This window comes from Streptomyces sp. NPDC013457, from assembly GCF_043089925.1.
Classification (GTDB): Bacteria; Actinomycetota; Actinomycetes; order Streptomycetales; family Streptomycetaceae; genus Streptomyces.
Map to the genome: position 1 here is coordinate 279,143 of NZ_JBICBL010000010.1, position 12,651 is coordinate 291,793.

General features: G+C 72.2%; 13 protein-coding genes. 9 read left to right on the forward strand and 4 right to left on the reverse strand.

Features of this window, described 5'->3' with window-relative positions:
• The first annotated feature begins 15 nt into the window (after positions 1-15).
• Positions 16-594 carry a transglutaminase family protein gene (locus ACF1G2_RS27015; RefSeq protein WP_391800758.1) on the forward strand — a complete coding sequence of 193 codons (579 nt, stop codon included), beginning with the start codon at positions 16-18 and terminating at the stop codon, positions 592-594.
• A 55-nt stretch (positions 595-649) separates the two neighbouring features.
• Positions 650-1,342: a B3/4 domain-containing protein gene (locus tag ACF1G2_RS27020; protein ID WP_391800759.1), complete on the forward strand. Its 693-nt coding sequence runs from the start codon at positions 650-652 to the stop codon at positions 1,340-1,342.
• A gap of 221 nt (positions 1,343-1,563) precedes the next feature.
• Here the strand turns inward: ACF1G2_RS27020 and ACF1G2_RS27025 are convergent, their stop codons facing one another.
• Positions 1,564-2,286, reverse strand: a complete 723-nt coding sequence (locus ACF1G2_RS27025) for a lysophospholipid acyltransferase family protein (RefSeq protein WP_391800760.1) — start codon at positions 2,284-2,286, stop codon at positions 1,564-1,566.
• Positions 2,287-2,512: 226 nt separating this feature from the next.
• Here ACF1G2_RS27025 and ACF1G2_RS27030 point away from each other — a divergent pair, with 226 nt between their 5' ends.
• The 5 genes from ACF1G2_RS27030 (at position 2,513) to ACF1G2_RS27050 (ending at position 7,015) form a co-directional block, all read left to right on the forward strand.
• The gene (locus ACF1G2_RS27030; RefSeq protein WP_391800761.1) at positions 2,513-2,830 is read left to right on the forward strand and encodes a TlpA family protein disulfide reductase; all 318 of its coding nucleotides are present in this window, start codon (positions 2,513-2,515) and stop codon (positions 2,828-2,830) included.
• 232 nt (positions 2,831-3,062) lie between these two features.
• Complete coding sequence (locus ACF1G2_RS27035) at positions 3,063-3,578, forward strand: flavin reductase family protein (protein ID WP_391800762.1); 516 nt, start codon at positions 3,063-3,065, stop codon at positions 3,576-3,578.
• 190 nt (positions 3,579-3,768) lie between these two features.
• Positions 3,769-4,554 carry an electron transfer flavoprotein subunit beta/FixA family protein gene (locus tag ACF1G2_RS27040; RefSeq protein WP_391800763.1) on the forward strand — a complete coding sequence of 262 codons (786 nt, stop codon included), beginning with the start codon at positions 3,769-3,771 and terminating at the stop codon, positions 4,552-4,554.
• A gap of 56 nt (positions 4,555-4,610) precedes the next feature.
• Positions 4,611-5,573 (forward strand): electron transfer flavoprotein subunit alpha/FixB family protein, encoded by a 963-nt coding sequence (locus ACF1G2_RS27045; protein ID WP_391800764.1) that lies wholly within the window; start codon positions 4,611-4,613, stop codon positions 5,571-5,573.
• Positions 5,574-5,725: 152 nt separating this feature from the next.
• Positions 5,726-7,015, forward strand: a complete 1,290-nt coding sequence (locus ACF1G2_RS27050) for a DUF6986 family protein (protein ID WP_391800765.1) — start codon at positions 5,726-5,728, stop codon at positions 7,013-7,015.
• Between the two features lie 111 nt (positions 7,016-7,126).
• Here the strand turns inward: ACF1G2_RS27050 and ACF1G2_RS27055 are convergent, their stop codons facing one another.
• Entirely contained in the window at positions 7,127-8,110 is a 984-nt protein-coding gene (locus ACF1G2_RS27055) for a LacI family DNA-binding transcriptional regulator (RefSeq protein WP_391800827.1), read from the reverse strand.
• Between the two features lie 181 nt (positions 8,111-8,291).
• Between ACF1G2_RS27055 and ACF1G2_RS27060 the strand changes: the two genes are divergently transcribed.
• Together ACF1G2_RS27060 and ACF1G2_RS27065 are read left to right on the forward strand one after the other, a co-directional pair.
• Positions 8,292-9,221: an ROK family protein gene (locus ACF1G2_RS27060; RefSeq protein ID WP_391800766.1), complete on the forward strand. Its 930-nt coding sequence runs from the start codon at positions 8,292-8,294 to the stop codon at positions 9,219-9,221.
• Positions 9,222-9,806: 585 nt separating this feature from the next.
• The gene (locus ACF1G2_RS27065; protein ID WP_391800767.1) at positions 9,807-10,844 is read left to right on the forward strand and encodes an NUDIX domain-containing protein; all 1,038 of its coding nucleotides are present in this window, start codon (positions 9,807-9,809) and stop codon (positions 10,842-10,844) included.
• Between the two features lie 56 nt (positions 10,845-10,900).
• On the opposite strand, the gene ACF1G2_RS27070 is transcribed toward ACF1G2_RS27065, so the two are convergent.
• Together ACF1G2_RS27070 and ACF1G2_RS27075 are read right to left on the reverse strand one after the other, a co-directional pair.
• On the reverse strand, positions 10,901-11,134 hold the full coding sequence (locus ACF1G2_RS27070; protein ID WP_391800768.1) for an MBL fold metallo-hydrolase: 234 nt from the start codon (positions 11,132-11,134) through the stop codon (positions 10,901-10,903).
• A 117-nt stretch (positions 11,135-11,251) separates the two neighbouring features.
• Positions 11,252-12,616: a dipeptidase gene (locus tag ACF1G2_RS27075; RefSeq protein WP_391800769.1), complete on the reverse strand. Its 1,365-nt coding sequence runs from the start codon at positions 12,614-12,616 to the stop codon at positions 11,252-11,254.
• Positions 12,617-12,651 lie beyond the last annotated feature (35 nt).

Below are 12,651 nucleotides of genomic sequence, written 5' to 3' on the forward strand. Positions count from 1 at the left end.
CTAGGGTCCCCGGCTATGGAGCTGATCCAGGAGCACCCCGAACTCTCCTCGTACCTCGTCGCGGACGAGGTCGTCGACCATGAGCACCCCGTCGTGCGCGAGACGGTCGCCGCGCTGCGGGCCCGGAACCCTGACGTATACGCATACGCCCGGGCCGCCTTCGCGTACGTGCGGGACGAGATCCCGCACTCGAGCGACACCGGGGACCCGCGCGTCACCTGGCGCGCCTCCGACGTCCTCGCGCAGCGCACCGGCATCTGCCACGCCAAGGCGCACGCGCTCGTCGCGCTGCTGCGTGCCGAGTCGATTCCGGCGGCGCTCTGCTACCAGAAGTTCGACGTGCTGCACGGGCTGGTCGCGATCAGGCTGCCCGGTACGGAGACCTGGCACCGGCAGGATCCGCGCGGGGGCCTGCCGGGTCAGGAGGCGGAGTTTTCGCTGGAGCGGGAGCGGCTGGCCTTCCTGCCCGACCCGGAGTTCAATGAGGTGGACTATCCGGTGCTGTATTCTGTACCGCATGCGGGAGTGCTGAGCGCCATGCGGTCCGCGCCGGACAGTCTGGAACTCCTCAGGACCCTTCCGGCCGACCTCTGACGCCGCAGCCGACGCACCGGCCGCCGACGCACCGACCTCTGACGCAAGGACGACGATGCCCCTCACCCTGACGGTCTCCGACGAGGTGCGTGCCCTCGTGCCCGGCTTCACCCACCTCGCCGTCGAGGCCCACGCACTCGTCAACGGCCCCAGTGACGAAGCCAGTTCGGCCCTGCTCGACGACGCGGCCCGCCGTCTCGCCGAGCGGCTCGCGGGCCGGACCCCGGACCAGGACCCGCACATCGCGGCCTGGCGCGCGGCGTACTCCGCGTTCGGCGCCAAGCCCTCCCGTACGCGCAACTCCGCGGAGGCGCTGGCCAGGCGGGCCCTCGCCGACGGCGGGCTCCCCCGGATCAACCGGCTGGTCGACGCCTACAACGCCATCAGCGTCGCGTACCTCGTCCCGGCCGGCGGCGAGGACCTCGACCGCATCCAGGGCGGCATGAGCCTCGTGCGGGCCACCGGCGACGAGCCCTTCGTGACCATGGCGGGCGGCGAGGAGACGGTGGAGCACCCGGAGCCGGGCGAGATCGTCTGGCGTGACGAGGCGGGGGTCACCTGCCGCCGCTGGAACTGGCGCCAGGGGCCGCGCACGCGGATCGACGACGACACCGTCGACGCGGTCTTCCTGCTGGAGTCGCTGACGCCCATGACGCGCGACGAGCTCCTCGCGGCCGGCTCGGAGCTCGCCGAGTCGCTGGAGAAGCTGAGCCCCGGGGCGCGGATCACCGTCCGCGACCCGGAGTAGACGTCGTCACGGGTCGGGTCGGCGTACCGCGGAGGGCGTAACGGGGGCGGCGTTCTGCGGACTGCGCACCAGGGGCGGCGCATCGCAACAGCGTCACCGGCGTCGGCTCACCGCCGGACAGCCGGAGTGACGTTTCCTCAGGTCGGTGGACGACCCGGCCGGCTGCGCCCGCCCACCCGTGAGCCCGATGTCGGCGGGTCGGCGCCGGGCGGGGGCCGGCGTCAGCCGGCGTCCTTCACCTCGGCCGGGGTCGGCGCCGTGCCCCCGAGGTGTGCGGGGACCCACCAGGTGTCGCTCGCGTCCTTGGGGCGTACGGGATACGCGCGCTGCGCGGCCTCCAGGAGCTCCTGGCAGCGCTCGCGCAGACGGCGGGTGATGGCGCCCGCGTACTGGTCGGTGGGAGCCTCCACCGGCTCGCCCACCCGGATCGTCACCGGGATGTGGCTGCGCTTGAAGTTCCGCGGCCGGCCCTTGGTCCAGATCCGCTGCGTGCCCCAGAGGGCCATCGGGATCAGCGGCACCCCGGCCTCCTGCGCCAGCCGCGCCGCACCCGACTTGAAGCTCTTCAGCGTGAAGGACTGCGAGATGGTCGCCTCGGGGAAGACGCCGATGATCTCCCCGGCCTTCAGCGACTCCAGTGCGTGCTTGTAGGCGTGCTCGCCCTGGGAGCGGTCCACCGGGATGTGCTTCATGCCGCGCATCAGCGGGCCCGAGACCTTGTGCCGGAAGACCGAGTCCTTGGCCATGAAGCGCACGAGACGCTTCTGCGGCAGCGCGGCCAGGCCCGTGAAGATGAAGTCCAGATAGCTGATGTGGTTGCTGACGAGCACCGCGCCACCCGTGCGCGGGATGTGCTCCGAACCCTGCGTGTCGATCTTGAGGTCCAGTGCCTTGAACAAGGTCAGTGCGGCACCGATGACCGGCCGATACACGAGTTCTGCCATCTGAGAGGAACCCCTTCTTCTGTGCCTGGGGAGGGTTCTCCCGGCGGAAGTTACGCAGCCGTAGGTTTTCGGCTTTGGGCAGATCGTGCCCCATGTGGGCCCCCGTGACCAGTCCTGACGGCTTCGTACGGAGAGATAATCGTCACGCCCGGTGGCCGTGACGGGAATCGATCGGCGGCGTGGGGCGCTGCACCGGGGGAGTGACGGGCGAGAGGGAGACGGAGACATGGCGGCACAGTCCGAGAGGTTGGGCGGCGAGGACGGCGTCGAGCTGGGCGAGCGGGCCACGCTCGTCCAGTTCTCCACCGCTTTCTGCCAGCCCTGTCGCGCCACGCGCCGCACCCTCGCCGAGGTCGCCCGGATGGTCGAGGGCGTGGGTCACGTCGAGATAGACGCCGAGGAACGGCTCGATCTCGCACGGAAGTACGACATCGTCCGCACTCCGACCGTGCTCGTGCTCGACCGCGCCGGACGGGTCGTCGTCCGCGCCTCCGGACAGCCCCGCCGCGCGGACGTGATCGCCGCGCTGGGGCGGGCGGTGTGACGGGGTCCGACGGGGCGCTCCGGGCGGTGGTCTGACGCGGTGACACATCTCCCACATCCCGGTACCCGCTTGACTGCACCTGCCATCGATCGCCAGTCTGACGATGTGCCTTCAGAACTCCTTCTCCACGGGCGGGCCCACGTCGACCTGGCCCGTCACGCGAGCGCGCGCTGTCCGGGTGTCTGAGAACCCCAGGACCCCTCGTACGCTCCCCTCGCAGAAGGACGACTCGATGACGGTTTCGCCCGAACTCCGCACCGTCGGCGCACCTCACCCGGCCTCACCCGACCTCCTCCGCTCCGTCTTCCGGCAGCACGCGGCGGGTGTCGCGGTCATCACCGCCCGGGGCGAACGCCCGGTCGGCTTCACCGCCACCTCCCTCAGCTCCGTCGCCGCCGACCCTCCGCTCCTCTCCTTCGGTGTCGGCACCTCGTCGTCCAGCTGGCCGGTGCTCGCCGAGGCGGAGCACGTCGGCGTCCACATACTCGGCGAGCACCAGCGCGAGCTGGCGGACACCTTCGCCCGCAGCGGGGCCGACCGGTTCGGTCACCCGACGCGCTGGAGCGAGGGCCCCGAGGGGGTCCCGGTCCTGGACGGCGTCCTCGCCTGGCTGGTGTGCCGCGTTGTGGCCCGTGTCCCGGCCGGGGATCATCGGATCGTGATCGCCCAGGCCGTCGCCGGCGACCCGGCCGGAGCGGGCCGGCCGCTGCTCTACCACCAGGGGCGCTTCAACGCCCTGCGCGACTGAGGGTTCCCTTCCCTCGGCGTTGGCAAGGTCACATGCCTGAGCGCTTGCTTACTGGTAACGGACTGGGTGTACTGACGAGTAATATTCCGGTGGGAGTGGTCGGACGCCCCGACCGGAAACCCGCCCTTCAGGCGCCTATGCTGCGAGCAACAAGGCAGCCCAGTTATGACGATGCAGTAGGAGAGCCGGCGTGAGCTTGAGGATCGTTGTCTGTGTGAAGTACGTGCCCGACGCCACCGGCGACCGGCACTTCGCCGATGACCTGACCGTCGACCGCGACGACGTCGACGGCCTGCTGTCGGAGCTCGACGAGTACGCGGTCGAGCAGGCGCTCCAGATCGCCGAGGAGGCCGACGACGCCGAGGTCACCGTCCTCACCGTCGGCCCCGAGGACGCCAAGGATGCGCTGCGCAAGGCGCTGTCGATGGGCGCCGACAAGGCCGTCCACGTCGAGGACGACGACCTGCACGGCTCCGACGTCATGGGCACCTCGCTGGTCCTGGCGAAGGCGATCGAGAAGACCGGCTACGACGTCGTCATCGCCGGTATGGCCTCCACCGACGGCACCATGGGCGTCCTCCCGGCGATCCTGGCCGAGCGCCTGGGCGTTCCGCAGGTCACGCTGCTCTCCGAGGTGAAGATCGAGGACGGCAAGGTGACCGGCCGCCGCGACGGCGACACCGCGTCGGAGCAGCTGGAGGCGTCGCTTCCGGCCGTCGTGTCGGTGACGGACCAGTCGGGCGAGGCCCGCTACCCGTCCTTCAAGGGCATCATGGCCGCCAAGAAGAAGCCGGTGGAGTCCCTGGACCTGGAGGACCTCGAGCTCGAGGCCGACGAGGTCGGCCTGGAGGGCGCGTGGACCGCGGTCGACTCCGCCTCCGAGCGTCCGGCCCGCACGGCCGGCACGATCGTCAAGGACGAGGGCGAGGGCGGCAAGCAGCTGGCCGAGTACCTCGCGAGCCAGAAGTTCATCTAGGGCTCGCGCGAGCCACCTGACCCGCCCCCTTTTCGTTCGCAGGAGATTGAATCCCCATGGCTGAGATTCTCGTCTACGTCGACCACGTCGACGGAGCCGTCCGCAAGCCCACCCTGGAGCTGCTGACGCTCGCCCGCCGTCTGGGCGAGCCCGTCGCCGTCGCCCTCGGCACCGGTGCGGCCGAGACCGCCGCCGTGCTCGCCGAGCACGGCGCCGTGAAGGTCCTGACCGCCGACGCCCCGGAGTTCGCCGAGTACCTCGTCGTCCCGAAGGTCGACGCGCTGCAGGCCGCGTACGAGGCCGTCTCTCCGGCCGCCGTGCTCGTCCCGTCCTCCGCGGAGGGCAAGGAGATCGCGGCCCGCCTCGCGGTCCGCATCGGCTCCGGCATCATCACCGACGCCGTCGACCTGGAGGCCGGTGACGAGGGCCCGGTCGCGACGCAGTCCGCGTTCGCCGCCTCCTTCACCACCAAGTCCCGTGTCTCCAAGGGCACCCCGGTCATCACGGTCAAGCCGAACTCGGCTCCCGTCGAGGCCGCCCCGGCCGCCGGTGCCGTCGAGGCCCTCACGGTCTCCTTCGGCGAGCTGGCCACCGGCACCAAGGTCACCGCGCGCACCCCGCGCGAGTCGACCGGGCGCCCGGAGCTGACCGAGGCCGCGATCGTGGTCTCCGGCGGGCGTGGCGTCAACGGCGCCGAGAACTTCTCGGTCATCGAGAAGCTCGCCGACTCGCTCGGTGCCGCCGTCGGCGCCTCCCGTGCCGCCGTCGACGCCGGCTGGTACCCGCACTCCAACCAGGTCGGCCAGACCGGCAAGTCGGTCTCTCCGCAGCTGTACATCGCCTCCGGCATCTCCGGTGCGATCCAGCACCGCGCGGGTATGCAGACCTCGAAGACCATCGTGGCCATCAACAAGGACGCCGAGGCCCCGATCTTCGACCTCGTCGACTACGGCGTGGTCGGCGACCTCTTCGACGTCGTCCCGCAGCTGACCGAGGAGATTCAGACCCGTAAGGGCTGACCTGCGGTTCTGTTCGGTCCGGGGGCCGCGTGGTGATGATCACCACGCGGCCCCCGGCCGTTTCGGACACCCATTGACGCAGGTCCCGACCGGCTACTAACTTCGCTATACGGATTGTTGATTCCGTGAAGCGGAAAACAGGAGGATGTGGGATGGGTCAGCAGGAGAAGGTGTCGACGAGCCTCGCCGGAGCGGTCAGCGAGGGCATCAGCGCCTCCCTCGCAGCGGTGGACGCCGAGCTCGACCGGCGCTACCCGGGCGACCCGGGCACCCGCCAGCCCGTCCACACCGTCTACGTCCCCGGCAACGTCTTCGACGCCGGAACCATCCGCTCCTGGGGCGACCAGGCCCTCGCCGCCCTCGACGAGCACGCCCGGGACGCCGACTCCTTCGCCGAGGTCCTCGGCCTCTCCCACGAGCTCGCCGAGGACGTCTACGGCCGCGTGCGCGCCAAGCTGGAGCGCGAGCCGATCGAAGACCTCAGGGTCGACTTCGAGGACGGATACACGGGTCAGGACGAGGACGCCGACGCCGCCCGCGCCGCCCGCCTGATCTCGGAGGCGTACGCGAAGGGGACCGCCGCCCCGTACATGGGCATCCGGATGAAGTGCATGGAGGCCGCCGTACGCGACCGCGGCATCCGCACCACCGACATCTTCCTCACCGGTCTCATCGAGAACGGCGGCCTGCCCGACGGCCTCGTCCTCACGCTTCCCAAGGTGACCTACCCCGAGCAGGTCTCCGCCTTCGTCCGCCTCCTGGAGGCCTTCGAGAAGGCCCACGGCCTGGACGAGGGCCGCCTCGGCTTCGAGATCCAGATCGAGACCAGCCAGTCCATCCTCGCCACCGACGGCACCGCCGCCGTCGCCCGCATGATCGGCGCAGCCGAGGGCCGCGCGACCGGCCTGCACTACGGCACCTTCGACTACAGCGCCTGCCTCGGCGTCTCCGCCGCCTACCAGGCCAGCGACCACCCGGCGGCCGACCACGCCAAGGCGATCATGCAGGTCGCCGCCGCCGGTACGGGCGTACGGGTCTCCGACGGCTCCACCAACGTCCTCCCGGTCGGCTCCACCGAGCACGTGCACGAGGCCTGGCGCCTGCACTACGGCCTGACCCGCCGTGCGCTCGCCCGCGCCTACTACCAGGGCTGGGACATGCACCCGGGCCACATCCCGACCCGGTACGCCGCCGTCTTCGCCTTCTACCGCGAGGGCTTCGAGGCCGCCGCCAAGCGCCTCTCGGCCTACGCCAACCACGCGGGCGGCGACGTCATGGACGAGCCCGCCACGGCCAAGGCGCTCAGCTCCTACCTCCTGCGCGGCATCGACTGCGGCGCCCTGGACACCGCCGAGGTCGACGCCCTCACCGGCCTCTCCCGCGCCGACCTCGACCGCTTCGCGGCCCCGCGCCGCGGCGACCTCACGGCGACGGCGCAGTAACGGCCCCCGGGCCGTTCGCGCACCCACCCGGCGACGCGTGACACACCGCCCCGCCCTCCGTACCCGTACGGAGGGCGGGGCGGTTCCGCTGCGCCCCGGCCCGGGCCCCCGCTACGCGGGCGGCGGCGGGATCTCGCCCGAGCCGCGCGGGATCAGGCGGGTGTCCAGGACGACACGGGCCGGCTCGTCGTCGAAGCCGTCCAGACGGCGGAAGAGCCGCTCGGCCGCCGTGCGGCCCAGGGCCGCCGCGTCCTGGGCGATCACGGTGATGCCGAGGAGATCGGCCAGCTCGATGTCGTCGAAGCCCACGAGGGCCACCGGACGGTCGCGGCCGGCCAGGGTGCGGACCGCCGTGACCGTGACCCGGTTGTTGCCCGCGAAGAGCGCCGTCACCGGCTCCGGGCCGGAGACCATCGCGGTCACCGCCTCCCGGACCCGGTCGGGGGCCGTCGGTCCCAGCGAGACCCACGAGGGGTCGACGTCGAGCCCCGCGTCCTCCATCGCCGCCCGGTATCCCCGCAGGCGCTCCGTCGCCGTGTGGATGCGGGGCTGGTCGCCGATGAAACCGATCCGGCGGTGCCCGTGCGCGATCAGATGCGCCACACCGTCGCGCGAGCCGCCGAAGCTGTCCGACAGGACGACATCGGCGTCGATGCCGCCCGCTGGGCGGTCCACGAAGACCGTGGCGACGCCCGCCTTGATCTCGGGTTCGAGGTAACGGTGGTCCGTACCGGCGGGGATGACGATCAGTCCGTCCACCCGCCGCGCGCACAGCGCGAGGGCCAGCTCCTGCTCGCGCTCCGGATCCTCCGCGCTGGACCCGTTGATGAGCAGGGCCCCGTGGGCGCGGGCGACCTCCTCCACGGCGCGGCTGAGCGGACCGTAGAAGGGGTCGGCGAGGTCTTCGAGGACCAGACCCACGGATGCCGTACGCCCCTTGCGGAGCACGCGCGCACTGTCGTTGCGGCGGAAGCCGAGCGAGTCGATGGCCTCCTGCACCCGGCGCTCGGTGTCGGGAGTGACTCCCGGTTCGCCGTTGACGACGCGGGAGACCGTTTTGAGCCCGACGCCGGCCAGCGCGGCGACGTCCTTCATGGTGGGCCGATTGCCGTAACGGTGCTCGGGGAGGCGGGCGGTGTCGGCCACTGTGCGCGAATCTCCTCGGGTCTCGTCTCTGTCTCGTCCGAGCATAGGCCCTGGACAACGTTGTCAGCGCGGGAGAGACTGTACGTCGCAGCGATCTACACGCTCTCGCCCCTCTGGAGACACCGCGCACATGCAGACTGACCTCGTTGCCGCCCTGGACTTCGGCGGTACCAAGATCGCCGGTGCGCTGGTGGACGGCGCCGGCGGCATTCTCGTCCGGGCGCAGCGGCCCACGCCCGCGCGGGAGGACGGCGAGACGGTGATGCGGGCGGTCGAGGCGGTGCTCGCGGACCTGGCGGCCTCGCCCCTGTGGCACGCGGCGCACACGGTCGGCATCGGCAGCGCGGGCCCCGTGGACGCCTCGGCGGGCACGGTCAGCCCGGTCAACGTCCCAGGCTGGCGCGGCTTTCCACTGGTCGAGCGCGTTCACCGGGCGACGGGCGGGCGGCCCGTGACACTCGTCGGCGACGGCGTCGCCATGACGGCCGCCGAGCACTGGCAGGGCGCCGCCCGCGGCCACGACAACGCGCTCTGCCTGGTCGTCTCGACGGGCGTCGGCGGTGGCCTGGTGCTCGACGGCCGGGTGCACCCCGGCCCCACCGGCAACGCGGGTCACATCGGGCACATCAGCGTCGACCTGGACGGCGACCCGTGCGCCTGCGGCGGCCGCGGCTGCGTCGAACGCATCGCCAGCGGGCCGCAGATCGCCCGCCGCGCCCTGGAGAACGGCTGGCGGCCCGGCCCGGACGGCGACACCTCGGCCGCGGCGGTGGCGGCGGCGGCGCAGGCGGGGGAGCCCGTCGCCGTCGCGTCGTTCGAGCGCGCCGCGCGGGCGCTGGCCGCGGGGATCGCCGCCACGGCGACCCTGGTCGAGATCGACATCGCCGTCGTGGGCGGCGGTGTGGCCGGCGCGGGGGATGTGCTCTTCACACCGCTGAGGCGCAGCCTGCGCGAGTACGCGACGCTGTCCTTCGTCCGCGACCTCGCCGTCGTCCCCGCGCTCACGGGAACGGACGCAGGCCTGCTCGGCGCGGCGGCGGCGGCGCGCAAGGTGGCCTGACACCCGGCCTCGACGGCGGGCGGGTTCGACGGCGGGCGGGTTCGGTGGGCCGCGGTCGGTGCGCGCGCGGCAGGCCGGGTTCGCGTGCCGAAGGCGGCGCGTCGGGCACGGCGCCCGGCGGCCGCGCTCGCTCCACGCACCGTCAGATGCTCGCCACCGCCGCCGTTCTCGCCGCACTCCCGGCAGCCGCCGCAGCCGCAGGCGGCGCCGGCCGCGGTACAGCCCTGGTCGGCGTCCCCGCCCTGACCACGGCCTCCACCAAGTGCGCCGCCCTCACCCTGTCCGGGGTCCTCTGCTCCACGATGACCAGGAACGCGTCCGAGTCGAGGTCCATCACGACCTCCGCCGGGAGCCCCTCGTCGCGGCGCGCCCTCGCGAACTCCTCGGCGGGCCAGCTGCCCCGCGGTCCTCCCGCGGGAAACCTCTGCAATACCGTACGGCTCATCTCCGCACCCCCTTGCCTCGCCGGTCCAACGAGAGTCCGTGCCGAAGTGTTACGCAGACGTCCGCACGCCCGTTCGCGCGGGGGTTTCCATGGCAGGCTGTTGCGGGCAAGCCACTGTGGGCTACCGAAGAGGGGGAATCGTGATCGTCTGGATCAACGGTGCGTTCGGCGCGGGCAAGTCCAGCACCGCGCGCGAGCTGGTCGAGCTGATCCCGAACAGCACGCTGTACGACCCCGAGCTCACCGGCGGGGGGCTGAACCGCCTGCTGCCGCGGAAGCGGCTCGACGAGGTCGACGACTTCCAGGACCTGCCGATCTGGCGCCGCCTGGTGGTCGACACGGCCGCCGCCCTGCTCGCCGAGGTCGGCGGCGTCCTCGTCGTCCCGATGACGCTGACGCGGCAGGAGTACCGCGACGAGATCTTCGGCGGTCTCGCGGCGCGGCGGATCGAGGTGCGCCACGTGGTGCTCGTCCAAGATGAAACGATCCTGCGGACCCGGATCGACCGTCGCGCGGCCCACGACGAGGACACGGAGGGGGCCGAGCGCGCCCGCCAGTGGTGCCACGACCACGTCGAACCCTTCCGTACCGCCCTCGACTGGCTCTCCGCCGACGCCTTCACCGTCGACAACACGACGCTGACGCCCGCCCGGACCGCGGCCGCCGTCGTCGAGGCCATGCGCGCCGGACTCGCCGCTCCCTGCGGCATCGTGCAGACCCCCGAACCCACCGGCGAGACGCTGGCCGCGGGCGTCCTCCTCTTCGACGAACACGACCGGTTCCTTCTCGTCGACCCCACCTACAAGCCCGGCTGGGAGTTCCCCGGCGGCGTCGTCGAACCCGGCGAGCCGCCCGCCCGCGCGGGGATGCGCGAGGTCGCCGAGGAGATAGGGATAGAACTCGACGTCGTACCACGGCTCTTGCTCGTCGACTGGGAACGCCCGCAGCCGCCCGGCTACGGCGGCCTGCGTCTCCTCTTCGACGGCGGTCTGCTGCCCACGGCCGAGGCGGACCGGCTCCTGCTGCCCGGCGCCGAACTGCGCGGCTGGCGGTTCGTGACGGAGGACGAGGCCGCCGAACTGCTGCCGCCCGTCCGCTACCGCCGCCTCCGCTGGGCCCTCCGCGCCCGGGAGAGAGGCACGGTGCTCAACCTGGAGGCCGGCGTCCCCGTCGGCTGACGCGAAAGCCCGGGCCCCGCGGGGCCCGGGCTTTCGCGGGTCCTCGCAGGGCGCCGCTAGCCGGCCGCCTCCGTCAACTGGCGGGCCGTGTCGCGCGTCACCGGATCGCCGTGGCCGCGGCGCACAGGATCGACGGCAAGGTGGCCGTGGGTGAGCACGATCCGGCGGATTCGGGCCGGGTCCAGGCCCACTTCCCGTACCACCGTCTCGATCTCGTGCGCCGAGTCCGCCGATCCGGCGTCGATCAGGGTCGACCCCTCGTCGTCCCGCCACAGACAGGCCTGGCCCATGGAGAAGTGCAGTATGGGCAGCCGAGGCGTGATCGCGATGAGGTCCGTACGGCGAACCTACGTATCCACGCGGGTCCGCCGTACGGTTCTGTGCTCTCGGAGAGCTTCGCCGAACGCTCAACCCTGCTTCGAGCGGGCGTAGTTCACCAGGAAGTGCGCCTCCGCCACCGCGAGGCGCTCCAGCTCCTCCGGCGACACCGACTCGTTCACCGCGTGGATCTGCGCCTCAGGCTCGCTCAGACCGATGAGCAGGATCTCCGCCTCGGGGTAGAGCGACGCCAGCGTGTTGCAGAGCGGGATCGAACCGCCCATGCCGGAGGTCTGCATCTCCTGCCCGGGGTACGCCACCGCCATCGCCTCGGCCATCGAGACGTACGCCGGGCTGGTCACGTCCGCCCGGAACGCCTGGCCCTGGCCGACCTGCTCGAAGGAGACCCGCGCGTTCCACGGCACACGCTTCTCGATGTGCGCGTACAGCAGCTTCGTCGCCTCGGCCGCGTCCTGGCCCGGCGGCACGCGCAGGCTGATCTGCGCCCGCGCCGTCGACGGGATCGACGGCGTCGCGCCCGCCACCGGGTGGCAGTCGATGCCGATGACGGTGACGGCCGGACGGGCCCAGATACGGTCGGCCACCGTGCCGTTGCCCGGCAGGCCGACGCCCGCCAGCACCTTCGCGTCCGCGCGGAAGTCGTCCTCCGGGTACTGCAGGCCCTCCCACACCGCGTCCGCGGGCAGACCGTCGATGACCGTCGAGCCGTCCTCCGCGCGGAGGGTGTCCAGAACGCGGATCAGCGCCGCCAGCGCGTCCGGCGCGGCGCCGCCGAACATGCCGGAGTGCAGGTTGCCTTCGAGGGTGTCGATCTGGACGCGGATCATCGTCATGCCGCGCAGGGTCGCCGTGACCGTCGGCAGACCGAGCCGGAAGTTACCGGTGTCGCCGATCACGACGGCGTCGGAGGCGAGGAGCCCGGGGTGCGCCTCCGCGTACCGCTCCAGACCGCCCGTGCCCTGCTCCTCCGAACCCTCCACGATCATCTTGACCGTGACGGGCACACCGCCGTTCGCCTGCAGCGCGCGCAGCGCGAGCAGGTGCATGATGAACCCGCCCTTGCAGTCGGCCGCGCCCCGCCCGTACCAGCGGCCGTCCCGCTCGGTCAGGACGAACGGCGGGGTGACCCACGCCGACTCGTCCAGCTTCGGCTGCACGTCGTAGTGCGCGTAGAGGAGGACGGTCGGCGCGCCGGCCGGGCCGGGGAGTATGCCGTACACCGACTGCGAACCGTCGGGGGTGTCGAGCAGCGCCACGTCCTGGAAGCCCTCGCCGCGCAGCGCGTCCGCGACCCAGTTCGCGGCGCCCTCGCACTCGCTCCGCGGAGCCACGGCCTCGTCCGCCACCGACTCGAAGGCCACGAGCTCCGTGAGCTCCGCCTTGGCACGGGGCATCAGCTCTGCGACGGTCTCGGCGATCGGATTCGCGGTCATGGGCACGCTCCTGGTGGGTGCGACGTTGTCAGGAT